Origin of the sequence: Bradyrhizobium sp. 164, from assembly GCF_023073715.1 — a bacterium.
Classification (GTDB): Bacteria; Pseudomonadota; Alphaproteobacteria; order Rhizobiales; family Xanthobacteraceae; genus Bradyrhizobium.
Genome location: NZ_JADPKA010000093.1, coordinates 38,693 through 61,688 on the forward strand (window position 1 = coordinate 38,693; position 22,996 = coordinate 61,688).

Consider the following 22,996-nt stretch of genomic DNA (forward strand, 5'->3'; position numbering starts at 1 on the left):
CCGCGCGCTTGGGGCTTCCGGGTCCGGGTCGCGCTTCGCTTGCTCGGGACACGAGCGCAACAGGAGCCCGCAAAAAAGTGCCCCGCCCGGCGGGGGGAGGACCGGGCGGGGCCTGATGTCCGATTTAACACTGCTCGCGCCAGCCTGATGTGGCGCGCCGGACATCTAGTCGATCTCAGGTAGTCGATCTCAGTCTCAGTCCAGCACCTCGACGATGCGACGCGAGCGCGGTTCGACCAGCACGGTCTCGCCGTTCACGACGGTGTAGCGATAGGTGGTGGCGCCGAAACGCTGCGGCACGTCATAATACGTGACGCCGCTCTCGGGTAAGGTGGCGCCCACCACCACGCGATCCGGGATGCGGAAGGGCGGCACACGTTGTTCGACGACATAGTCGCGGAAGGCCGGCCGCTGGTCGACGGCAATGCTGGGGGCACTGTCGACCACGGTAGGCGCGCGTCCCACCGTGACATCGCTTTGCGCCTGTGCCGCAAGGGGCGAGCCGATCGCAACGCCCAGCGCTGCAAGGGCAAGAATCCTGTTCCGCATGGGCAACTCCTTCGATGTGATGTTTGGCAAGCGCCAGTGGCGCAACCGGTGGCCAATGCATGCGACTTCGCAATGTTCCGGGAAAAGGCCTGCCGTATCCGCGGCAATTTCGGGCAGTTTTCGAGAAGCCGGGAACTCGCATTGGCTTTCCGCGTCTCTACTCGCGGAACCGGGGCCGCTATGATCCGCCCGCGATTCGTCCACCTCCACAGAAAGATAATTCATGCACATCACCGTCGCCCACATTTCGCCGATCCTGTCGTTGATTGCGGGCGTGCTCATCCTGATCATGCCGCGACTCCTGAATCTTATCGTCGCGATCTTTCTCATCGTGAATGGCGCGATCGGGCTTGGGCTCCTGAAGTGGCTCCGCTTCTAGGCGTTCACTTTTCGGAACTCTCCGACTTGCGCGGGCCCGCCCAAAGTGGTGTAAGGCCCGCGATTTCCCATTCCTCTCGCAGGTTGTGTGCAAGCTATGGCCAAAGCCGCCTCGAAGCCCAAGAAAATGCCAGCGAAAATCCCAGCGAAATCAAAGTCCTCCACTGCCGCAAAGGCCGCGCCGCGGGCCCGCAAGGCGCTGGCCAAGAGCACGCCGAAGCCGGTCGCCAAGCCCGTTGCAAAGCCCGCTGCCAAGCCGGCGGCAAAGGCTGTGACCAAGGCGGCTCTGCCGAAGGTCGCTGCAAAGCCCGCACCCAAGAAGGCTACCTCCGCCAAGGCGGCGCCAGCAGCGGCCAAGGCCGGCAAATGGGTGTTCACATTCGGTGACGGCAAGGCCGAAGGCCGCTCGGAAATGCGTGACCTGCTCGGCGGCAAGGGCGCCAACCTTGCCGAGATGGCCAATCTGGGCCTGCCGGTACCTCCGGGCTTCACCATCCCGACCTCGGTCTGCACCTACTTCTACGCACACGACAAGACCTATCCGAAGGAACTGCAGTCGCAGGTTGAGAAGGCGCTGGAGCATGTCGGCAAGTTGACCGGCAAGGTGTTCGGCGACACCAAGAACCCGCTGCTCGTCTCCGTGCGTTCCGGCGCGCGCGCCTCGATGCCGGGCATGATGGACACCGTGCTCAATCTCGGCCTCAACGACCAGACCGTGGAAGCGCTGGCCGAGTTGTCGGGTGACCGCCGCTTTGCCTATGACAGCTATCGCCGCTTCATCACCATGTATTCGGACGTGGTGCTCGGCTTCGAGCATCATCATTTCGAGGAAATCCTCGACACCTTCAAGGACAGCCAGGGTTACACGCTCGATACCGATCTGTCCGCGGACGACTGGGTCGAGCTGGTCGGCAAGTACAAGGACGCGGTCGCGCGCGAGACTGGCAAGGAATTCCCGCAGGATCCGCACGACCAGCTCTGGGGCGCGATCGGTGCGGTGTTTTCCTCCTGGATGAACGCGCGCGCGGTGACCTACCGCAAGCTGCACGACATTCCGGAATCCTGGGGCACCGCGGTCAACGTGCAGGCCATGGTGTTCGGCAACATGGGCGATACCTCCGCGACCGGCGTTGCCTTCACGCGCAATCCCTCGACCGGCGAAAGCAAGCTCTACGGCGAATTCCTGATCAACGCGCAAGGCGAGGACGTGGTGGCGGGTATCCGCACGCCGCAGGACATCACCGAGGAGGCGCGGAAGGAATCGGGCTCCGACAGGGCGTCGATGGAATCGGCGATGCCGGAGGCCTTCAAGGAGCTGACGCGGATCTACACGCTGCTCGAGAAGCACTACCGCGACATGCAGGACATGGAGTTCACGGTCGAGCAGGGCAAGCTCTGGATGCTCCAGACCCGCAGCGGCAAGCGCACTGCGAAAGCGGCGCTGCGCATCGCGGTCGAGCTGGCCAATGAAGGCCTGATTTCGAAAAAGGAAGCGGTGACCCGGATCGATCCAGCCTCGCTCGATCAGCTGTTGCATCCGACCATCGATCCCAACGCCAAGCGCGACGTGATCGCGACCGGCCTGCCGGCCTCGCCGGGAGCAGCCTCCGGCGAGATCGTGTTCTCCTCGGACGAGGCGGCCAAGCTCCAGGCCGATGGACGCAAGGTGATCCTGGTCCGGATCGAGACCAGCCCGGAAGACATCCACGGCATGCACGCCGCCGAAGGCATCTTGACCACGCGCGGCGGCATGACCTCGCACGCGGCGGTGGTCGCGCGCGGCATGGGCAAGCCCTGCGTCTCCGGCTGCGGCACCATCCGCGTCGATTACGGCCGCGGTACCATGAGCATCGGCTCGCGCACCTTCAAGACCGGCGACGTCATCACCATTGATGGTTCGCTCGGCCAGGTGCTCGCCGGCCGCATGCCGATGATCGAGCCGGAGCTGTCCGGCGAGTTCGGCACGTTGATGAACTGGGCCGACCAGGTCCGCAAGATCGGCGTGCGCGTCAATGCCGATACGCCCGAGGATGCCCGCACCGCGATCAAGTTCGGCGCCGAGGGCATCGGCCTGTGCCGCACCGAGCACATGTTCTTCGAGGAGACGCGCATCCGCACGGTGCGCGAAATGATCCTCTCCGAAGACGAGCAGGCACGCCGTGCCGCGCTCGCCAAGCTGCTGCCGATGCAGCGCGCCGACTTCGTCGAGCTGTTCGAGATCATGAAGGGTCTTCCCGTCACGGTCCGCCTGCTTGATCCGCCGCTGCACGAGTTCCTGCCGCACACCCATGCCGAGGTCGAGGAAGTGGCGCGCGCCATGAACACTGATCCGCGGCGCCTGGCCGACCGCGCCCGCGAGCTCTCGGAGTTCAATCCGATGCTCGGCTTCCGCGGCTGCCGCATCGCGATCGCCTATCCTGAAATCGCCGAGATGCAGGCGCGCGCAATCTTCGAGGCCGCGGTCGAGGCGCAGAAGCGCACCGGCAAGGCCGTCGGTCTCGAGGTGATGGTCCCGCTGATTGCGACAAAGGCCGAGCTCGACCTCGTCAAGGCGCGGATCGATGCGACTGCGCAGGCGGTGATGCGCGAGACCAATACGAAGATCGCCTATCAAGTCGGCACCATGATCGAGCTGCCGCGCGCCTGTCTGCTCGCGGCCGAGATCGCGGAAAGCGCCGAGTTCTTCTCGTTCGGCACCAACGATCTCACGCAGACGACGTACGGCATCAGCCGCGACGACGCGGCGAGCTTCCTCGGTCCCTACGTGGCGAAGGGCATCCTCTCGGTCGATCCCTTCATCGCGCTTGATCAAGAGGGCGTCGGTGAGCTCGTCAAGATCGGCGTCGCGCGCGGCCGCAAGACGCGGGCCTCGCTCAAGGTCGGCATCTGCGGCGAGCACGGCGGCGATCCCGCCTCCGTCGCCTTCTGCCACACGATCGGCCTCGACTACGTCTCCTGCTCGCCCTACCGCGTGCCGATCGCCCGCCTGGCTGCGGCGCAAGCCGCGCTCGGCAAGGCAATCGCGAGCCAGGCGTAAGCAGCATCGATATGCTGGAATGAAAGAGGCGGGGGCCCCAACCCCGCCTCTTTGCGTGATGCTGTATCCCTACCGTCATTGCGAGCGCAGCGAAGCAATCCAGAATCTTTCCGCGGAGGCAGACTGGATTGCTTCGCTGCGCTCGCAATGACGAGCTTGCGGGACGCGTTCGCCGCACTCCCTGTCATCGCCCGGCTTGACCGGGCAATCCAATACGCCGAGACGGTCGTGATGAATCGAGACGACGCGGCGTACTGGATGCCCCGCTTTCGCGAAGCATGACACCCGTGATGGGGGAACGCTTTGCGCAAACGCCAAACAGCATAATGATCGCGCGTCCCGTATTGATACATGTGCGCAAGAGTTCCTTCACCATTCGCGTTGACCGGTTGTTTACCCCCTGACGTGACGACGCATTTACCACCGCGCGCGATCGCCCCGTGAAAACACCCGTGTTTGCTTGAGTGTGCCGTGCGCGCCACGTCGATTAACGCACCGGCAACCTAAATTGGATACTTACAATCAAGATCGAATTGCACGGATGTACTGACGTTCGATCGGAACTGGCGTAAGCGTAGCGTGAGCGTATCGATGTCACTGTTGCGTAACCATCCGAAGGGCGCGCGGTTCGCGTCCTTCGGCATCGGTCTCTGCATCTTCGCATTGATGCCGAGAGAGACCGGCTATCAGGACATTGCCTCGCTGCTGGCGCGCCAACCGGGCGTCGCCGAGCGTTGGCAGAAGCAGGTGTATTCCGCGGCGTCCTCGATCCAGCTCGCCACCTACAGTTTTTCCCGGCCGATCGGCACCTCGGTTCCGCAGAGCGCAATGGTTCGCCTCGCCAGCATCGATGGTCGCGACGTCACGGGTGCGATCAGCCGCAATCCGGCGCTGCAGACGCCGCCGCACTACCAGGCCGCCGATTTTCCAAAGGTCGATCGCTCGATGAAGGGTGATCGCCTCGCGATCATGACCCCGACGACACCTCCCGAGGCCGCTGCGCCGCCGGCAGTGCCCGCGCAGGAAAATCCCGCGACCTCGAACAGCTCGGTATTCGGTGCCAAGACCGCCGCGTTACCGCCGCCGATGTCGCCGGAGTCCGCGGCCGCGCTCGATCCCGAGCTCCAGGAAGCGCTCCGTGCACCGCCGCTGCCGCAATATACCAATGCGCCGCAGGCGAGCGATGCCGCGCGCGCGATCGCGGTGCAGCCGCTGGAAGCGCTGAAGCGGGCCACGGCGCCGGCCGCCCCGGCGCGCGATCCCTTCAGCGTCAAGACGTCGAACCTGTTCTTCGGCAGCTCCTCGCTCGGCGGTAGTCTCGAGAGCATCGAGAGCTGGCAGCCCGGGGCCGAGCCGCTGATCGTAATGCCTGATCCCGATATGAAGGTGACGGCCTCGCTGTCGCCGCCGACAGCCGAGATCGCCAAGGACATCGAGAGCGGCGAGAGCGTCGCCCCGAAGGGCGAGGTCAACGCCGACAACCAGCGCGCCAGATCGCCCGCGGAGCGGCTCGCGCTCGACGACAAGTCGCGCGCCAAGTCCGAGAAGTGTCTCGCCGAAGCGGTCTATTTCGAATCGCGCGGCGAGGCCGTGCGCGGCCAGATGGCGGTCGCGCAGGTCGTGATGAACCGCGTGTTCTCGGGAAAATATCCCGACACCGTGTGCGGCGTGGTCTATCAGAACAAGTACCGCCACCTCGCCTGCCAGTTCACCTTCGCCTGCGACAACAACGCCGACGTGATCCGCGAGCCCGAGATGTGGGAGCGCGCCAAGAAGATTTCGAAGGCGATGCTCGATGGCCAGATCTGGCTGCCCGAGGTCGGCAAGTCCACGCACTACCATGCCTATTGGGTGCGCCCGTCCTGGGTCGCCGAGATGAAGAAGATGTACAAGACCGGCGTGCACACCTTCTACCGTCCGCGCGCCTGGGGCGATGGCAGCGAGGAGCCAAGCTGGGGCACGCCCGCGCAGACCGCAGCGCTTTCCGCCGCGCTTGCGCAGGAAGCCAAGAGTTCCGCGGAGATGGGCGAGCGGCGGTAGTTTTCTTGCCTCGCCCGCTTGCGGGGAGAGGCAAGGACCATCACGCCTCGATATCCAGCGCACAGTCGAAATTCGGCGCCGAGTGCGTCAGCGCGCCGGCCGAGGCGTAGTCGACGCCGGTGGCGGCGATCGCCGCGATCGAGTCCAGTGTGACGCCGCCGGACGCTTCCAGCTTGAGGCGGCCCTCGTTGATCCGCGCCGCCTCGCGCAACGTCGCGGTATCCATGTTGTCGAGCAGCACCGCGTCGGCCATTCCGGTGGCCAGTACCTCGCGCAGTTGCGCAAGCGTGTCCACCTCGATCTCGATCTTGACGAGATGGCCGGCATGAGCGCGGGCGCGCTCCAGCACGGGGCGGATGCCGCCGGCGACCGCGATGTGATTGTCCTTGATCAGGATCGCATCGTCGAGGCCGAAGCGGTGATTGAAACCGCCGCCGCAGCGCACGGCGTACTTTTCCAGCGCCCGCAATCCCGGCGTGGTCTTTCGCGTGCAGCAGATGCGCATCCGCGTGCCTTCGGTGCGCGCGACATAGTCGGCCGTCAGCGTCGCGATACCCGACAGGCGGCCGACGAAGTTCAGTGCGGTCCGCTCCGACGTGAGAATGGCGCGCGCGGGCCCTGAGATCGTCAACACCTGCTGCCCCCGGGCAACCCGTGCCGCGTCGCGGACATGCGCACGCACGTCGATGTCGGGCGAGAGCTTTTGCAGCGTCGCCAGCGCCAGCGGCAATCCGGCGATCACGCCGGACTGGCGGGCGACCAGGATCGCCTGCGCCGTCGTTGCTTCCGGAATCGTTGCCAGCGAGGTGACGTCGCCGGCGCGACCGAGATCTTCGTCGAGTGCGCGCTGCACGGCCTCGTCAATTGCGAGGGGCGAGAGAAAGGCGTCGGGATAGAGCAGCGAGGTTGCGGTGATCATGAGAGCTCCGTCAGGCCATGATGGGTTGCGCGGTGGGTGGCATCGGGCGATCGGCGAGGCCGTCGGCCACTTCGCGCACAGCGTCGAGCGTGGTCATCGTTCGTTGCGCCAGGGCAGGGACATCCGCCGGATGGTCGGCGCGGAAATGCGCGCCGCGGCTCTCGCGCCGGCTCCAGGCAGCAGCGGCTACGAGCAGCGCGGAGGTCGCCATGTTGCGCAGCGCGATGTTGCCGGCCTCGCGTTCAAGCGCGGCGAAGCTGCGGACGGCCTCCGCCAATCCGTCGGCGTCGCGGATGACGCCGACGCGTGTGTTCATCATGGCTCGCAGCCGCTTCACGGCCGTAGCCTCCGGCGCGCCGCCGCGCGGCATCACCAATGCGTCCGGAAGCCGGGCGGGCGCGGGGACGGCGCAGCCGGCGATGTCCTCGGCGATGCGCGCGGCGTAGACCACGGCCTCCAGCAACGAATTGGAAGCGAGCCGGTTGGCGCCATGCGCGCCGGTGCAGGCCACTTCGCCGCCGGCCCAGAGCCCGTCGATCGAGCTGCGGCCGCGCGCGTCCACCGCGATGCCGCCCATGTGATAGTGCGCGGCCGGCGCGATCGGGATGGCCTCTGCCGCGGGATCAATTCCGGCGGCGAGGCAGCTTGCATGCACGGTCGGAAATTTGTCGGCGAAGGGCGCACCCAGCGCCTGCCGCGCATCGAGGAAGGCACCGCGTCCGGCCGCGATTTCGGCAAAGACGCCGCGGGCGACGATGTCGCGCGGTGCGAGCTCGGCGAGCGGATGGCGCGCCGCCATAAAACGCTCGCCATTGCCGTTGATGAGCGTCGCGCCTTCGCCGCGCAGCGCCTCGGTCGCAAGCGGCGCCGGATCGCGCCCGACCCTGATGGCGGTCGGATGGAATTGCACGAATTCCGGATCGGCGATCACCGCACCGGCGCGAGCGGCGATCGCAAGGCCCGAGCCGCTGGCCTCGAGCGGATTGGTGGTGACGGCATAGAGATGCCCAAGGCCGCCGGTGGCCAGCACGATCGCGCGCGAGGCGAGGGTGATCGGCCGTGCACAGGGATGGCCGGCCTCGCGCAATTGAATGCCCGTGACGGCACCGTGCTCGGTCAACAATGCTTCGGCGACCAGACCTTCGATGATACGGATCGACGGCGTGCGGCGCACAGCTTCGCTCAAGGCCGCGATGATCGCGGCACCGGCTCCGTCGCCGCGCACATGTACGATGCGCCGGGCCGAATGTGCGGCTTCGCGTCCGACGGCGAGCTTTCCTTCCAGGTCGCGATCGAATGGGACACCAAAGGCGAGAAGATCATGGATTCGCGGCGCCGCCTCCCGCGCCATCCCAAGTGCAACGGCTTTATCGACGAGACCGCCCCCGACGGCAATCGTATCCGCGGTATGCGCTTCCGGACTATCGGCTTCGGCCACTGCCGCTGCGATGCCGCCTTGTGCCCACGCGGAGGATGCGCCCTGTCCCAGCGGCGCAGCCGAGATCAGCGTCACGGGCCGCGGCGCGAGCTTCAGCGCGCAGAACAATCCGGCAAGACCGCCGCCGACGATGACCACGTCGTCGGTGGTGCGGGTGAGATTTTCGATTCTGTCTTGCATGGTTTCTTCATTGTCGTCCTGGCCAAAGCCAGAACCCATTGCTGTTGTTGTTGCAGCAGGCCGGGACCACCAGCGTGCCAATACTCGCGTCCTGTCGGTCCCGGATCTGCGCGCGCTTGTCTCAGACGACGGGTGTGTTGCTGCTTCTCGCTCTCAATTCTTCAAATTGATCATCCGCTCGACCGAGCGCCGTGCGCGCTCCGCGAGCGCGGGATCGATCGTCACTTCCTCGCGGAGCGTCAGCAGGCTCTCCAGGATATTGGCAAGCGTGATGCGCTTCATGTGCGGGCAGAGATTGCAGGGGCGCAGCATCTCCACGTCGGGCAGCTCGGCCCGCACATTGTCGGCCATCGAGCATTCCGTGATCATCACCAGCCGCCGCGGCCGCTTGTTGCGCACCCAGCTGATCATGTGCGCGGTCGAGCCGGTGAAGTCGGCCTCCGCCAACACGTCCGGCGGGCATTCGGGATGCGCGATGATCTGCACCGAGGGATCGTCATCGCGAAGACTGCGCAGCTCTTCACCCGTGAAGCGCTCGTGCACTTCGCAGGCGCCCTTCCAGGCAATAATCTTCACGTCGGTCTTCGAGGCCACGTAGGTGGCGAGATAGCGGTCGGGCAGGAAGATCACGCTAGGCGCATTCAGGCTCTCGACCACCTGCACCGCGTTCGACGAGGTGCAGCAAATGTCGACCTCGGCCTTCACCTCGGCCGAGGTGTTGACGTAGGCAACGACCGGCACGCCAGGGAATTTCTCGCGCAGCAGGCGAACGTCTGCGCCGGTGATGCTGGCGGCCAGTGAGCAGCCTGCGCGCGAGTCCGGAATCAGCACCGTCTTGTCCGGGTTGAGCAGTTTTGACGTCTCCGCCATGAAGTGCACGCCGCACTGGACGATGATGCCGGCCTTCACCTTGGTGGCTTCGACCGCGAGCTGGAGCGAATCGCCGCCGATGTCGGCGACGCAGTGAAAGATTTCCGGGGCCTGGTAGTTGTGCGCGAGGATCACCGCGCCCCGCGCCGCCTTCAGCTCGTTGATCGCCTTGATTGTCGGCGCCATCAGCGGCCATTCGATCGGCGGGATCACCTGCTTCACGCGCTCATACAGGGATGCCGTGGCGCGCTCGACCTCCGGCGTCCAGTCCAGCGAGGGCATCGGCAGCGCAAGCCCCGGCCGGCTCGGCGCGGCGGGAGGGGAGCTGACGACATGGTCATGGACTTGATGGCCATTGATTTGGCCATTGATTTGGCCGGGCGGCCGGTTGGCGAAATCGTCGGGGCCGTAAATTCCAATGATCGGCATCGAAGCCTCCCTCGCATTGTTTATACTCAATTTGAGTATATACAGGTCCTGAATAGTCCGGCCGAGTGGCCGGAGCGAATGTCACCCAGCTCTTATATGCTCAAACTGAGTAAATCAAGAATAGCATGCTTTACCGAAGACGCCTAGGCGCTGCCGCACACATTCCCGTCAAGTGCCCGTCAGGCGAGGCCGCGTGAATTGCAATGCTCCGGTGGCAGCTCCCCGTGGAATGCAATCGTTTTTGACTTGGGATTTTCATGCAGGTGCATTAAACCGGGCTCATTCGCGGCTGCCGATTTGCAGAACCGCCAACGACAGACGAGGACCACCATGTCGACACAGATCGGCGAGCTCGCTCCGGCCTCACGTTCCTCGAACTGGCGCACCCCGGCTGTGATCATTCTCTGCGGCTGCGCCATCGGCATGCTCGGCTTCGGTCCGCGCTCGGCGCTTGGCTTCTTCGTGCAGCCGATGAGCCATGAGTTCACCTGGGGCCGCGACGTGTTCGGCCTCGCGATCGCCGTGCAGAATCTGCTGTGGGGCTTGGGTCAGCCTCTCGCCGGGGCGGTGGCGGATCGCTTTGGCCTGTTCCGGGTGATGTGTGTCGGCGCTCTGCTCTATGCCGGCGGCCTGCTCCTGATGCGCTACTCCTCGACGCCGCTGTCACTCAACATCGGCGCCGGCGTGATGGTCGGCTTCGGTCTTGCCGGCTGCTCGTTCAACCTGGTGCTGTCGGCCTTCAGCAAGCTGCTGCCGGCCGAGAAGCGCGGCCTTGCGCTCGGCGCCGGCACCGCGGCGGGATCGTTCGGGCAATTCCTGTTCGCGCCGATCGGCGTCGCGCTGATCGACAATTTCGGCTGGCAGCAGGCGCTCTCCGTGTTCGGCTTCCTGATGCTGCTGATCATCCCGCTGTCGCTGGCGCTCTCGACGCCGCCGGTCGCAAGCACGGCAACCGCGGCGCCTGCGGATGAGCAGACCTTCACCAAGGCGCTGGCGGAAGCCTTCGGTCACCGCTCCTACGTGCTCTTGGTGCTCGGCTTCTTCACCTGCGGTTTCCAGCTCGCCTTCATCACCGTGCATCTGCCGGCCTTCCTGGTCGATCGTGGCATCTCGGCGCAAACCGGCGGCTGGGTCATCGCGGCGATCGGCCTGTTCAACATCGTGGGCTCGCTCAGCGTCGGCTACCTCCAGAACTATCTGCCCAAACGCTACATCCTCTCGACCATCTACTTCACTCGCGCGCTCGCGACCCTTGCCTTCATCTCGTTCCCGATCACGCCGTTCTCGGCGATCGCGTTCGGTGCGATCTCCGGCCTGACCTGGCTGTCGACGGTGCCGCCGACCTCGGCGCTGGTGGCGCTGATGTTCGGCACGCGCTGGCTCGCAACGCTCTATGGCTTTGCCTTCGTCAGCCATCAGGTCGGCGGCTTCCTCGGTGTCTGGCTCGGCGGCATCGTGTTCGAGCGCTTCGGTTCCTATACGCCGATCTGGTGGCTCTCGATCGTGTTCGGCGTGCTTTCTGCACTGATCAATCTTCCGATCGTGGAGAAACCGGTGACACGGGCGGTTGCGCAGCCGGCCTGATCGGCTAAACATCCTCGACAAACAAGTCAGGGAGTTTAGTCGTGGCCACGTTCAAGGCGATCCGGATCGACAAGGCGGACAAGGGCACCACCGCGCAGCTGACGCAGTTCGATGAAGCCGAGCTGATGGACGGCGACGTCACCGTGCGTGTGGAATGGTCGACGCTGAACTACAAGGACGGCCTCGCACTTACCGGCAAGGCGCCGGTGGTGCGGCGCTTCCCAATGATCGCCGGCATCGATTTCGCCGGCACGATCGAAGCGTCCTCGCATCCGCAGTGGAAGGCGGGCGACAAGGTGGTCTGCACCGGCTGGGGCATGGGCGAAACCCATCTCGGCGCCTATGCCGAGAAGGCGCGGGTGAAGGGCGACTGGCTGGTGGCGCTGCCGCAGGGCCTGTCGGCGCGCGACGCCATGGCGATCGGCACCGCCGGCTTCACAGCGATGCTGTCCGTGATCGCCCTGGAGAAACAGGGCCTCTCGCCAAAGAGTGGTCCGGTGGTGGTGACGGGCGCCGCCGGCGGCGTCGGCTCGGTTGCGACCGCCGTGCTGTCGAAGCTCGGCTATCACGTCATCGCCTCGACCGGTCGCGCCGCGGAAGCAGATTATCTGAAGCATCTGGGCGCAGCCGAAGTGATCGACCGCAACGAATTGTCGGCGCCGGCGAAGCCTCTGGCCAAGGAGCGCTGGGCGGGTGGCGTCGACAGCGTCGGCTCGACCACGCTCGCCAACCTCCTGTCGATGACGAAATACGGTGGAGCGATCGCGGCGTGCGGCCTGGCGGCCGGCATGGACCTGCCATCTTCTGTCGCGCCGTTCATTTTGCGCGGAGTGTGCCTTCTCGGCATCGATTCGGTGATGTGCCCGATCGAGCCGCGGAAAGCCGCTTGGCAGCGCCTGGCGTCCGATCTGGACCGGACAAAACTAGCTGAAATCACTCAGGAAATTCCCCTCGCCGAGGTGCCCGACTGGGGCGCGAAAATTCTGGCCGGCGCGGTTCGCGGCCGCATCGTGGTAAAAATTGTCTGACGGCGTTCAGACTTTACCAACCAAGCTGCTCCAATGTTGCCATGGTTGGTATGGTAAGCAGCGGGTAAAGAGAGATAAGGCATCGCCCGCTGCGGGGGTTGGTTCGGAGTTGAGCATGCTTGCGCGTATTGTGTTGGGGGCTGTCACGGCGGCAGCGACGTTTGCGCCGGCCATTGCCGGGAGCATGAATGCTGACGAGGCGCGCCGTTTCGTCGCCGGCAAGGTGTTCGCCTTCACCTGTTTCGACGGCACCCGCGGTGCGGGCCGCATCCTCGACGACCTCGGTGCCGCCGGCGCGGTGCAATTCTCGGGCGCGGGCCCGGTGAAGCATCTTCGTCTGCCCGGCAATACGCTCCAAATCCGCGGCCAGAACGTCTGCGCCTCGATCAAGGGGATTCCGTTCGAGCCCTGCTTCAACCTGGAAAAGACCGATGATCGCAGCTTCCGCGGCTCGGTGTCAGGCATGGGCTTCGCCTATTGCGACTTCCACCATCAGGGCGGCAATCAGATGCTAATGGCGCGCGCCGCCGCGCGTCCGCGCTCGTTGCGCAGCTCGGAGCGGACCGGTTCGATCGCTGCACCCAACACCGAAGTCGCCGCGCGGGTCGAGACGCCGCGTGTCGAGAGCGGTCGCCTCGAGCCGGTGAAGTCGGAAGCCAAGTCGGAACCCGCGAAGGCCGAGGCTCCGCTGGAGCTGCGCCGCTCGACGCAGTGAGTTGGCTGCACAGGACAGCCGCACAGTTTTTCGTTGAAGAATCGATCGAGCACGAAGCCGCCGCGCCGTAGTCATACGGACGGCGGCTTTCATGCCTTGGTAGCTGTTCGCGTCCCAGTTTGCGTACGGCCGGGGGACGCCCCGACGCAAGGGGTTCAACGATGTCGCTGTACTTCTTCCGCATCAGCACCGGTCGCTATTCCGGCGCCGCCGATCAGCCGTACGAGTTCGAGGACCGCGCAGCGGCCTGGACTGAGATGACTGAGGTTTGTGCCAATCTGCTCGGCGGCATCGCCCGCGGCCTGAAGCCGAATGCCGAGTGGCGCATGGAGCTGCTCGACGAGAACAAGCAGCCGGTCTTTCGCGTCAGCCTTGTTGGAGAGACCGTCGGATGCAAAGCTTCCTAGGCTCCGACTTCAGGTTGCAATTTACAACTATGACGAGACCTTCTTGGTCGAACTGATCAATACGATCGCGGGCCAGACCAATCTGCTCGCACTCAACGCCACAATCGAGGCGGCCCGCGCTGGCGAAGCCGGCAAGGGATTTGCAGTGGTTGCCTCCGAGGTCAAGGCGCTCGCCGAGCAGACTGCGAAGGCGACTGGCGAGATCGGGCAGCAGATAGCCAGCATCCAGTCCGCGACCGAACATTCGGTCGGTACCATCAAGGCCATCAGCGATACCATCGAGAAGCTGTCGGAAATCTCCTCGACGATTGCGGCCGCCGTGGAAGAGCAGGGCGCCGCGACGTAGGAAATTTCTCGCAACGTGCAGCAGGCGGCGGCAGGCACTCATCAGGTGTCGTCCAACATCACCGACGTGCAGCGCGCCGCAAGCGAGACCGGCTCGGTGTCTTCTCAGATCCTGTCTGCCGCGCAAATGCTGTCCGGCGACAGCAACCGTCTCAAGCTCGAAGTCGGCAAGTTTCTCGGCTCTGTGCGCGCCGGCTGACGACGTTCAATAGGCATCGCTTGCAGCCGCCGCGCGCGAACCTGCGGCGGTCGCGCGCGTGCGTATTTCGCCCTGCGACCGTTAGCCTTGGAGATGTTGCTCCATCAAGCGCGGTGCAGCGCGAGATCCGTGCAGGTGCAGCGGATGATTGCAGAAAACAACGAATGTCCGCCCGCCCGGTAGTTTTACGTAGGACGATGTTAACGCCTGCTTGCGAGGATAGAGCGCAATCTTACGGGATAAGAACCAGCCAGCATTGTTGAACTGACCTCGGCCCGGTCGTCCGTCGTGACGCCTGTGGCGCAGGTGATGTGCGCGTTGCCAGGCATCGTTGGGATTTGTTGTGATGTCGAAGTTGTCGATCGTCTTCAAGCTGCTGACCGTGTTGTCAGTCCTCGTGCTCTCGCTCGCCGGTGTCGGCGTGACGGCGATCGGCACGATGCAGAACATCAACGCCCACACCGTCGAGATTGCGCAGAGCTGGCTCCCCAGCGTGCGTGCGCTCGGCTCGATGCGCGCCGACATTAACGAGCTGCGCGTCGCACTTCGTTTGCACCTGATGCAGGATAGTGCTGAAGGCAAGGATGCCGCAGAGAAGCGCCTCGCCTCGCTCCGCGAACGCATCGAGAAGACCCGCAAGGTCTACGAGCCGCTGATCACTGCCGCCGAGGAGCGCGCGCTCTACGAACAATGGGCGAAGGCGTGGGCCGAGTATCTGAATGGCGTTCAGGAGGTGATGGCGCTGTCGCGCAAGAGCGTCGGCCGCTTCCCGACCGATGCCAACGAGCTGTTGCAGACCAAGGTCGCGAAAATGGCCCAGGCCGCCGATCCGCTGCTCCAGAAGGGTATCGAGTTGAACAATCAGGGCGCCGAGCTGGAGACCAAGCAGGCGTCCGACAGTTACGCCACGATCTTCCGCGTCCTGGTCGGCATCATTGTGTTTTCGGTCGTGATCGCGATCGGCGCCGCGTATTATCTCGTGCGCGACGTCTCTCGTGGCATTGCTTCGATCATCCGTCCGATGCAGTCGCTCGGCCAGGGCGACCTCTCGGCCGACGTGCCGCATCGCGGCGACAAGACCGAGATCGGCGCCATGGCCGATGCGCTCCAGATCTTCAAGGAGGCGCTGATCGCCAAGAAAGCCGCCGACCAGGCAGCGGCGCGCGATGCCGAAGCCAAGATCGAGCGCGGCCGCCGCGTCGATGCCATCACGCGCAATTTCGAGGCCATGATCGGCGAGGTGGTCGAGACCGTGTCATCAGCCTCGACCGAGCTCGAAGCATCGGCAGCGACGCTGACCGGCACCGCCCAGCGCGGCCAGGAGCTCGCGACCGTCGTCGCCGCCGCCTCGGAGGAAGCCTCCACCAACGTCCAGGCGGTTGCTTCCGCCTCGGAGGAGCTGTCCTCCTCCATCACCGAGATCAGCCGCCGCGTGCAGGACTCGGCGCGGATGGCCGCAGAAGCCGTCGAGCAGGCGGCGCGGACCAACGAGCGCGTCAACGCGCTGTCTCAGGCGGCCTCGCGCATCGGCGACGTCGTCGAGCTCATCAACACCATCGCGGGCCAGACCAACCTGTTGGCGCTGAACGCCACCATCGAGGCCGCACGCGCCGGCGAGGCCGGCCGCGGCTTCGCCGTCGTTGCCTCGGAAGTGAAGGCGCTCGCCGAGCAGACCGCGAAAGCCACCGGCGAGATCGGTGCGCAGGTCGCAGGGATTCAGGCCGCCACGCAGGAATCCGTCAGCGCCATCCAGGAGATCGGCGGCACCATCGAGCGTCTGTCCGAAGTCTCCGCTGCGATCGCCGCCGCGGTCGAAGAACAGGGCGCGGCCACGCAGGAGATATCGCGCAACGTCCAGCAGGCTTCGCTCGGCACCCAGGAAGTATCGTCGAACATCACCAACGTGCAGCGCGGGGCGATCGAAACCGGCTCGGCCTCGACTGAAGTGCTGTCGGCGGCGAAATCACTGGCGACCGACAGCACCCGTCTGAGGGTCGAAGTCGCGCAGTTCCTGGAGTCGGTCCGCGCGGCCTAAAAGCGGCGCAGGCTCTTGGCTCACCTCTCCCGAAGGGAGAGGTCGGATCGCATCGAAGATGCGATCCAGGTGAGGGGACCTCCACTGATCCCTACGCGCTCGTCTGCGGAGCCGGCGGCGTTTGCCGCCGGAATAGGATGCGCTGGTAGAGCCAGCCGATCGCGACCAGCACGACGCCGAGGCACATGAACGACAGCGCGCGGTAGACGCCTGTCAGCGTCGACATATCGATGACGAAGGCCTTCAGGATCGTCAGCGCGATGACGGCGGCAGAGGCGAGCCGCGCCCGCTCCGAATTGACCAGGATGCCGACGCCGAGCAGCACCACGCCGAAGGCGAGCCAGCCGATCGAATAGGTGTATTGCTCCGCGCCCGTGGTGCCGCCATAGAGCAGGACCGGGCCGTGATAGAAGCGGCGGATCTCCAGCGTCACGTAGGTGAGCGCGAACACAAGTGCCCCGCCCGCAATCGTATTGGCATAGGCGGCGGGGCGATGGCCCGCCACCGCATAGGACAACAGCAGCATCAGCACCGCGGGGAGCGCATAGCCGAGCAGCAGCAGGTTGAACACGAGGCCGCCGACATTGACGCTGGAGAGCAGCAGCGGGTTCTCCAGGATCAGCAGGCCGAACACGCTGATGAGCCCGGCGATCGCGGTGAGCGCGACCGCGCCGACATTGTGCACGATGCTGTGGCTGCGCAGCCGCAGGCGCTCCAGCCCGATCGCCATCGCGAGCGTGACGCAGACTTGCAGCGAGAATTCCAGCAGCGAAGGCGGCGAGGTCATGCGGCCGCCGGTCGCAAGGTGCCGGATTTCCATGAAGGCGAGCAGCGCGGTGAACAGGACGGCCGCAGCCTCGACCATGCGCAGCGGCGCATCGTCGGCACGGCGGCGCAGGAACATGCTCGCGCCCCAGAACGACAGCGCCGGCAGGCCATAGCCCCACAACAGCCAGTTCAGAATCGGCGTGGTGCCGACGGCATCGCCGACGATGCAGGGATCATAGACGATGCGTGCCGTGACGATGCCGGCGAAGACGGCGGCGAGCCAGCGCAGGAACGGGATCGACCGCTGCATCGAGATCCAGGCAGTGCCGAGCGACATCAGCGCGAGCGCGATGGTGAGCCAGCCCTTCTCGAGCGCGAAGGTCAGCGCCAGCGCGAGCGCGCCGAGCGTACCGGTCGCGAACAGCGCCGTCGAGATCATGGCGCCCGGCCGGGTCTCGCGCCGCGTCAGCGATTCGGTCGCAGCACCAAAGGCGGCAGCGAGCAGCACGGCGAGGATCGCAAACGGGATCGAGCGGTCGAGATGGGCGATGCGGGCGAAGAGCGCAACCAGGATCGCGATCGGCGTCGCGACCGCACTTGCCGACCACACCACCGGGATGATCGCCGAATTGGACCGGCCCTGCGCGAGGAAGCCTGCGATGCCGAAGCCCGCGGCGAAGATCGCGGCCGTGACCAGATGCAGTGTCACCGAACTATCGGTGGGGACAGGACCGATGCCGGCCATGGGGCCGCCCGGCAGCACCAGCATGTCGGGATTGGCCCGCACCGCCCATTCCGCGAACACGATGAAGACGGTCGCCGCAGCCGCGCCCAGTGCACCCGTTGCCGCCGGCGCGCGCCAGGCGACAAACAGCGTCCCTGCGACCAGCAGGGTGAAGGCAATGAGCGCCAGATCGGCATGCGCGCTCGACAGCACGATGATCATTGCCGCGAACAGATAGGCGCCGAGCGAGCTCGACGACACTGGCTCGATCTCGCCGTCCTCGATGGTCGGGCCGAACATGAAACCGCAGACGACGAGAAGCGCAGCGAGCGTGAAGCCCGCAATGACGTGGAAGGCGTGCGGGGCCACCTGCAGCTCGAGCTCGAGCCCCATGAAGGTCCAGAGCACCGCGAAGACGATCGTAGTCACCGCGAGCCAGCGCCATAGCCGGATGCGGGCAAGGCCGAAGCTCGCTGCGGTGACGATGGCAAGATAGATGTAGAGCGCCCAATAGTCCGGCTTGCCGCTGGAGACGAGGACCGGCGTCACGAACGCGCCGACGACGCCGAGGCCGGCGAGCGCGGGCCCGTGGAGCAGCGCGGCGGCCAGCGTGCCGAGCGCGACGAGGCCGAGCAGCACGAAGGCGGTGGCGGGCACCAGGAAGCCGTAGAGCGCGTAGGCTGCATAGATGGTCGCGAACGCCACCGCCGTGCCGGCCGCGGTGAGGATCGCGGGGATGTTGGCGATCGGCAGCGCCGCGATGCTGGAGATGCTCTCCTTGCGCCGTGTCCATTCGCCGGCACCGAGCAGCGCCAGCGCGAACAGGCCGCCGAGGAACACGCGCACGCCGGGCCCGACGAGGCCGGCCTCGATCGAATAGCGCACCATGAAGAAGCCGCCGAGCGCGAGCGCAAGCCCGCCGATCCACACCACCCAGCGCGTGCCGAGTCGCTCCTCGAAGCCGGGTGCGGGTGCAGGCAGGGGTGGCGGTGCATCGGCCTCGGTGCTCGTTCCGAGCGGCGGCGGCGAAACGGGTTCGGCGAGGGCCGGGGGCGCCTGCTCGGCTTCCGGCGCAAGCGGCGGCGGCTCCGCGGCGGCCGTCGCGGTTGCGGGCGCCTGCTCCCAAGTCGGCGTAAGTGGCGGCGGCTTAACTTTCCGCTGCGCGTCAAACATCTCTTCGAGCGAGCTCAGCCGGCGGCGCAGCTCAGCCGCCTGACTGGAGGCCTTGATCGCGATCAGGAAGGCGGCGATCGCAAGGATCAACGCAAAGACGTCAAACGGGCCGTCGAACATGAAGCCTCCAGGCAACCGGCGGGCAGGGCCGATCGCAAATTCTTAATCTAGCGCCGGGAGCGTACGCGCAAGCCCGGCGCGGGCCGCTCCTGGAGTACTTCGCGGCGGAAGCGATAGAGTGCCGCCGGGCGTCCCCCGGTCTGTGTCGACATCGCCCCGGTCGGTTCGACCAGGGCTTCCATTTCGACGAGGCGGCGGAAATTCTGTTTGTGCAGGTGCCGGCCGGAGATGGCCTCCACCGTATGCTGCAATTCCGTAAGTGTGAATTCGGCGGGCAAAAGTTCAAAAACAACAGGACGATACTTCAGTTTTGCGCGTAGCCGCGCGATGGCTGTGGCGAGGATGCGCCGGTGATCGAACCGCATCGAGGTCCCAAGCGCGGGAAGCCTCTTGCGCGCTAATGCCGCAGGCCTGCCGTCGCGCCGCGCCTCCTCGATCATCCCGGCCTCGTACAGGAGCTCATAGCGATCGAGCACGCGCTCCTCGTCCCAGGGCGCACCGTCGAGACCGAAATAGAACCGCACGCGATCCTTTCGCGGCAGCGCCCGCGTCGTCTGCGGCGTCTCCTCCTCGGCCCATTTCGTCAGCGCCGGGATGATGTCGCGGGCGATGATCTCTGGCGGCTGCTCGCGCCAGTCTTCCCAGGGGAAGAAGCGATACCATGGCTCGAAGCTCGCGCCGGTCGCGGCGAGCTCGCCGCTGGCGGCGCGCGTCAGCGCGAGATAGCCGATCGACACCATATGCGGGCCGGTGTCGCCGGCACCGGCATGACGGCCGCGATCGCCGAAGGTGTAGAGCTGCTCGACATAGCCGAGCCGCAGGCCCGTCTGTTGCTCGACCCAGGCGCGCAGGCCGATCTCGAAGGTGCGATGGGCGAGCGCATCGAACGGCCCGAACGGCAGGCCGGCAAGCCCATCACCGCCGCGCGCGGTGAGGATCAGCGGCTCGTGGTCCTCGATCGCGACGATGGCCGCGGTCAGGCCAATCTCGATCGGCGTCAGGAGCGTCTCGCTCATGCGGCTGATGTCGCGGCTGTTGCGAAAAAGATATGTCGGCTCATTGAACAAATCTCGCCGCGAGCTCGCTGCACCTCTCCCGCTTGCGGGAGAGGTCGAGCCAAAGGCGCGGGTGAGGGCTCTCTCCAAGCCGGGAGAACCCCGATGCGGAAGCACCCTCTCCCCAACCCTCCCCCGCAAGCGGGAGAGGGGGCGCAGTCCCATAGCCGCTGCTATTCGACTCTCGCCTCATTCGAGCTCGATCACGAAGGGACGGCCCTCGACCATCATCGCGCCCGGGCCCATCTCGTCGAGCGCGCGCAGCATGCGGCCGTCGCGTCCCAATGCACGGTCGGCGAGGCCGACGATGCGCCGGTTCGGCGAGGCGATGGGCGAGGCTGCGCGGATCTTCCTGGCGATCTCGATCTCATCGCGGTTCGGATTGAGTGCGCATACCGCTGCAAACGCGCTCGCCGTGGAGCGGCTGATGCCGGCGTAGCAATGCACCACCAGCGGCGCGCTACGGTCCCAGCCGCGCACGAAGGTCAACACCTGCTCGATATGCGTCTCTGACGGTGCGACGAAGCCGTCCATCTCCTCGATGATGTCGTCCATCGACACCTTGAGATGATTGGCCGGCAGCACGGACACGGGCCGCGCCACCTGCTCGACATTGGCCATCACCGTCAGCACGTGGCTGGCGCCGGTGAGGCGGACGGTTTCGGGAAGCGCGGCGAGGGAACAGACGTGGATCATGGCGGACCTTTTTGGCGCCGATTATAGCGAGCGGCCGTAGGGTGGGCAAAGGCACATCGCGCCGTGCCCACCGTTTCGCGCTGCGTACATCTCGCCTTGCTGGTGGGCACGCTCCCGCCTTCGCTCTGCGGGCTACGGCGGACAAGTCGCTTTGCCTACCCTACGAAGGGATGGTGTTACGCAAACACCGCGTTGAACCGCTCCAAAAACTGCTTCTCGGCCCGTGCCGCAGTCCAGGGCGTGAGATAGTCGCGCTGGACGCCGTCGGGCAGGCCCGGATCGCGGCCGAACAGGCGCCTTGCCTCGTTTTCGCTGAAGCCGGCGAGCTCGGTTGCCTCCAGATAGGCCGCGCCGCGATCGGCGGCTTTGATGGCTTGCGTGATTTCCTCTGGCAGCACCGGCGGCAAGCCGAAGCGGATGTGGATGGCGCCGAGCAGGCGCTTTTCGACCGCCTTGTAATGGCCGTCGAGCACAGCCTTGAACGGCGAGATCATGTCGCCGATCACATATTCGGGCGCGTCATGCAGCAACGCGGCCAGCCGTATGCGTTGATCCACGCGCGGCATCTCGTGCCGCATCACCGTCTCCACCAGTAGCGTGTGCTGCGCGACCGAGAAGATATGGGCGCCAACGGTCTGCCCGTTCCAGCGCGCCACCCGCGCCAGTCCATGCGCGATGTCGGCGATCTCGACATCGAGCGGGGAGGGATCGAGCAGGTCGAGCCGCCGTCCCGACAGCATGCGCTGCCAGGCGCGGGACTGCGCATCGCGCGCGGTCTTCTTCGCCGTCATTTGACCTTGAGGCGCGGCTTGCGCTGCGTCTTGCCGCAGCTTGCATGACAATGGCAGTCGACCAGATGGTCGTTGACCATGCCGGTCGCCTGCATGAAGGCATAGACGATGGTCGGGCCGACGAACTTGAAGCCGCGCGCGGACAGCTCCTTGGAGATCTGCACCGACAGCGGCGTTGAGGCCGGTACGCTCGCGGTGGTCTTGAAATGGTTGACCTTGGGCTCTCCGTCCATGAAGTCCCAGAGGAGCTTCGAGAAGCCCGGCCCCTTCTCCATGATCTCGAGATAGGACTTTGCGCTCAGGATCGCTCCGTCGATCTTGGCCTTGTTGCGGACGATTCCGGCGTCGTTCATCAGCGCGTGCACCTTCTTGGGCGTGTAGCGCGCGATCTTCTCCGGCTGGAAATCATCGAAGGCTTTGCGGAAATTGTCGCGCTTGCGCAGGATCGTGATCCAGGAGAGGCCGGCCTGGAAGCCGTCGAGCATCAGCTTTTCGTAGAGTGCGCGGTCGTCATATTCCGGCACGCCCCATTCGGTGTCGTGATAGGCGACATAGAGTGGATCTTCGCCGGGCCAGGGGCAGCGTGTCAGGCCGTCGGGATGCAGGCGAGGGGCGCGGCTCATGCGATGGGTTGTTTCGTTGGAATGCGCACGATGTCGGGTTCGGCGAGTGTCAGCGCGAGGCCGCCCGCGGTGAGGGGCTGGCCCGCATCGAGCGCATCGGCGACTCGGTCGACGCGCACCAGCGCGATGCCTTTGCCGCCGGCGGTCGAGCCGATAGTGCCGACCGGCTTGTCGCCGGCGAGAATGGTGGCGCCAATCTCGGGCGAGGGGCCCTCGAGCAACACTTTTACGCTGCGGGTTCGCGCGGTGCCGCGATGCTGCATGCGCGAGACGACCTCCTGGCCGACGTAGCAGCCCTTGTCGAAATCAATGCCGGCAAGCCGGTCCATGTTGGTCTCGTGTGGGAACGCGTCGCTGTACATGAAGTCCAGCCCGCCGCGCGGCACGCCGAGCGCGATACGGTAGGCGTCGTATTCGCTGGCATCGACGAGCTCGGCGCCGATGAGATCGGACAGCTTCTGCTTGAGATCCTCGGGGATCAGGATGCGATAGCCGAGCTCGCTATGGCGCGGATCGGCGAAGCCGAGGTCGGGCTGAGCGGCAGGCTGGCCGTCCCACGCCGCGAGCACGCCCAGCGCATCGGAGAGGTTTTCCACCGTGACCTTGGCGCGCAGCTTGTAGAATTTCAGCTTGGTGGCGAGGCCTTCGGCCAGCGCTTTAGGGCAATCGATCAGGAACCCGCCGCCATGGCCGGCGGGCACCTCCGTGATCAGGAAATCGACGATGATCTTGCCCTGCGGCGTCAGCAGCGCACCGAATCGCCCCAGGCCCGGCTTGAGCCTGTCGACATCGGTGGTGACGAGGCCGTTGAGGAAGTTGCGCGCATCCTCGCCCGCGACCTTGACCACGCCCCGGTCGGGAAGAAACGCTGATTTCATACGAAAATCTCTTGC

Annotated in this window: 18 protein-coding genes and 1 pseudogene; 9 read left to right on the plus strand and 10 right to left on the minus strand. The window is 65.6% G+C overall.

What is annotated here, in order from left to right; genetic code table 11:
• Positions 1–195: 195 nt before the first annotated feature.
• Positions 196–549 (minus strand): DUF1236 domain-containing protein, encoded by a 354-nt coding sequence (locus IVB01_RS27550; RefSeq protein ID WP_247279670.1) that lies wholly within the window; start codon positions 547–549, stop codon positions 196–198.
• Positions 550–772: 223 nt separating this feature from the next.
• On the opposite strand from IVB01_RS27550, the gene IVB01_RS27555 reads away from it, so the two are divergent.
• The 3 genes from IVB01_RS27555 (at position 773) to IVB01_RS27565 (ending at position 6,004) form a co-directional block, all read left to right on the plus strand.
• Complete coding sequence (locus IVB01_RS27555; protein ID WP_008562090.1) at positions 773–928, plus strand: DUF3096 domain-containing protein; 156 nt, start codon at positions 773–775, stop codon at positions 926–928.
• Between the two features lie 96 nt (positions 929–1,024).
• Entirely contained in the window at positions 1,025–3,964 is a 2,940-nt protein-coding gene (gene ppdK, locus IVB01_RS27560) for a pyruvate, phosphate dikinase (RefSeq protein WP_247279671.1), read from the plus strand.
• A 591-nt stretch (positions 3,965–4,555) separates the two neighbouring features.
• The gene (locus IVB01_RS27565) at positions 4,556–6,004 is read left to right on the plus strand and encodes a cell wall hydrolase (protein ID WP_247280298.1); all 1,449 of its coding nucleotides are present in this window, start codon (positions 4,556–4,558) and stop codon (positions 6,002–6,004) included.
• A gap of 40 nt (positions 6,005–6,044) precedes the next feature.
• On the opposite strand, the gene nadC is transcribed toward IVB01_RS27565, so the two are convergent.
• From nadC to nadA, 3 genes are all read right to left on the minus strand, one after another.
• Positions 6,045–6,923: a carboxylating nicotinate-nucleotide diphosphorylase gene (nadC, locus tag IVB01_RS27570; RefSeq protein ID WP_247280299.1), complete on the minus strand. Its 879-nt coding sequence runs from the start codon at positions 6,921–6,923 to the stop codon at positions 6,045–6,047.
• 10 nt (positions 6,924–6,933) lie between these two features.
• Positions 6,934–8,541 (minus strand): L-aspartate oxidase, encoded by a 1,608-nt coding sequence (locus IVB01_RS27575; protein WP_247280300.1) that lies wholly within the window; start codon positions 8,539–8,541, stop codon positions 6,934–6,936.
• Between the two features lie 153 nt (positions 8,542–8,694).
• Positions 8,695–9,840, minus strand: a complete 1,146-nt coding sequence (nadA, locus tag IVB01_RS27580) for a quinolinate synthase NadA (RefSeq protein WP_247280301.1) — start codon at positions 9,838–9,840, stop codon at positions 8,695–8,697.
• 330 nt (positions 9,841–10,170) lie between these two features.
• Between nadA and IVB01_RS27585 the strand changes: the two genes are divergently transcribed.
• The 6 genes and pseudogenes from IVB01_RS27585 to IVB01_RS27610 all read left to right on the plus strand — a co-directional run bounded on the left by IVB01_RS27585 (position 10,171) and on the right by IVB01_RS27610 (position 16,153).
• Positions 10,171–11,424 (plus strand): MFS transporter, encoded by a 1,254-nt coding sequence (locus IVB01_RS27585; protein WP_247418045.1) that lies wholly within the window; start codon positions 10,171–10,173, stop codon positions 11,422–11,424.
• A gap of 41 nt (positions 11,425–11,465) precedes the next feature.
• Positions 11,466–12,452, plus strand: coding sequence for an MDR family oxidoreductase (locus IVB01_RS27590; RefSeq protein ID WP_247280303.1), 987 nt, complete (start codon positions 11,466–11,468; stop codon positions 12,450–12,452).
• A gap of 115 nt (positions 12,453–12,567) precedes the next feature.
• Positions 12,568–13,167, plus strand: coding sequence for a hypothetical protein (locus IVB01_RS27595; RefSeq protein ID WP_247280304.1), 600 nt, complete (start codon positions 12,568–12,570; stop codon positions 13,165–13,167).
• 161 nt (positions 13,168–13,328) lie between these two features.
• The gene (locus IVB01_RS27600) at positions 13,329–13,574 is read left to right on the plus strand and encodes a hypothetical protein (RefSeq protein ID WP_247280305.1); all 246 of its coding nucleotides are present in this window, start codon (positions 13,329–13,331) and stop codon (positions 13,572–13,574) included.
• Positions 13,575–13,617: 43 nt separating this feature from the next.
• A pseudogene (locus IVB01_RS27605) lies at positions 13,618–14,118 on the plus strand (methyl-accepting chemotaxis protein); the annotation flags it as partial.
• A 346-nt stretch (positions 14,119–14,464) separates the two neighbouring features.
• Positions 14,465–16,153 (plus strand): methyl-accepting chemotaxis protein, encoded by a 1,689-nt coding sequence (locus tag IVB01_RS27610; protein WP_247280306.1) that lies wholly within the window; start codon positions 14,465–14,467, stop codon positions 16,151–16,153.
• 91 nt (positions 16,154–16,244) lie between these two features.
• On the opposite strand, the gene IVB01_RS27615 is transcribed toward IVB01_RS27610, so the two are convergent.
• The 6 genes from IVB01_RS27615 to IVB01_RS27640 form a co-directional block, all read right to left on the minus strand.
• The gene (locus IVB01_RS27615; RefSeq protein WP_247280307.1) at positions 16,245–18,938 is read right to left on the minus strand and encodes a DUF2339 domain-containing protein; all 2,694 of its coding nucleotides are present in this window, start codon (positions 18,936–18,938) and stop codon (positions 16,245–16,247) included.
• 47 nt (positions 18,939–18,985) lie between these two features.
• A complete protein-coding gene (locus IVB01_RS27620) occupies positions 18,986–19,954 on the minus strand; it encodes an NAD regulator (protein WP_247280308.1) in 969 nt (322 codons plus the stop codon).
• Between the two features lie 228 nt (positions 19,955–20,182).
• Positions 20,183–20,689 (minus strand): protein tyrosine phosphatase, encoded by a 507-nt coding sequence (locus tag IVB01_RS27625; protein ID WP_247280309.1) that lies wholly within the window; start codon positions 20,687–20,689, stop codon positions 20,183–20,185.
• A 176-nt stretch (positions 20,690–20,865) separates the two neighbouring features.
• The gene (locus IVB01_RS27630; RefSeq protein ID WP_247280310.1) at positions 20,866–21,480 is read right to left on the minus strand and encodes an HD family hydrolase; all 615 of its coding nucleotides are present in this window, start codon (positions 21,478–21,480) and stop codon (positions 20,866–20,868) included.
• A complete protein-coding gene (locus IVB01_RS27635; RefSeq protein ID WP_247280311.1) occupies positions 21,477–22,103 on the minus strand; it encodes a DNA-3-methyladenine glycosylase I in 627 nt (208 codons plus the stop codon). Before IVB01_RS27635 ends, IVB01_RS27630 begins: the two co-directional genes overlap by 4 nt.
• Positions 22,100–22,981: a folate-binding protein gene (locus IVB01_RS27640; protein ID WP_247280312.1), complete on the minus strand. Its 882-nt coding sequence runs from the start codon at positions 22,979–22,981 to the stop codon at positions 22,100–22,102. The genes IVB01_RS27635 and IVB01_RS27640 overlap by 4 nt, the downstream gene beginning before the upstream one ends.
• Positions 22,982–22,996: the final 15 nt, after the last annotated feature.

Coding starts and splice junctions, on each gene's coding strand:
- IVB01_RS27585 (WP_247418045.1), top strand. CDS start 10,171: ATGTCGACACAGATCGGCGAGCTCGCTCCGGCCTCACGTTCCTCGAAC.
- IVB01_RS27625 (WP_247280309.1), bottom strand. CDS start 20,689: ATGATCCACGTCTGTTCCCTCGCCGCGCTTCCCGAAACCGTCCGCCTC.
- nadA (WP_247280301.1), bottom strand. CDS start 9,840: ATGCCGATCATTGGAATTTACGGCCCCGACGATTTCGCCAACCGGCCG.
- ppdK (WP_247279671.1), top strand. CDS start 1,025: ATGGCCAAAGCCGCCTCGAAGCCCAAGAAAATGCCAGCGAAAATCCCA.
- IVB01_RS27595 (WP_247280304.1), top strand. CDS start 12,568: ATGCTTGCGCGTATTGTGTTGGGGGCTGTCACGGCGGCAGCGACGTTT.
- IVB01_RS27640 (WP_247280312.1), bottom strand. CDS start 22,981: ATGAAATCAGCGTTTCTTCCCGACCGGGGCGTGGTCAAGGTCGCGGGC.
- IVB01_RS27550 (WP_247279670.1), bottom strand. CDS start 549: ATGCGGAACAGGATTCTTGCCCTTGCAGCGCTGGGCGTTGCGATCGGC.
- IVB01_RS27555 (WP_008562090.1), top strand. CDS start 773: ATGCACATCACCGTCGCCCACATTTCGCCGATCCTGTCGTTGATTGCG.
- nadC (WP_247280299.1), bottom strand. CDS start 6,923: ATGATCACCGCAACCTCGCTGCTCTATCCCGACGCCTTTCTCTCGCCC.
- IVB01_RS27575 (WP_247280300.1), bottom strand. CDS start 8,541: ATGCAAGACAGAATCGAAAATCTCACCCGCACCACCGACGACGTGGTC.
- IVB01_RS27600 (WP_247280305.1), top strand. CDS start 13,329: ATGTCGCTGTACTTCTTCCGCATCAGCACCGGTCGCTATTCCGGCGCC.
- IVB01_RS27615 (WP_247280307.1), bottom strand. CDS start 18,938: ATGTTCGACGGCCCGTTTGACGTCTTTGCGTTGATCCTTGCGATCGCC.
- IVB01_RS27635 (WP_247280311.1), bottom strand. CDS start 22,103: ATGAGCCGCGCCCCTCGCCTGCATCCCGACGGCCTGACACGCTGCCCC.
- IVB01_RS27610 (WP_247280306.1), top strand. CDS start 14,465: ATGTCGAAGTTGTCGATCGTCTTCAAGCTGCTGACCGTGTTGTCAGTC.
- IVB01_RS27565 (WP_247280298.1), top strand. CDS start 4,556: ATGTCACTGTTGCGTAACCATCCGAAGGGCGCGCGGTTCGCGTCCTTC.
- IVB01_RS27620 (WP_247280308.1), bottom strand. CDS start 19,954: ATGAGCGAGACGCTCCTGACGCCGATCGAGATTGGCCTGACCGCGGCC.
- IVB01_RS27630 (WP_247280310.1), bottom strand. CDS start 21,480: ATGACGGCGAAGAAGACCGCGCGCGATGCGCAGTCCCGCGCCTGGCAG.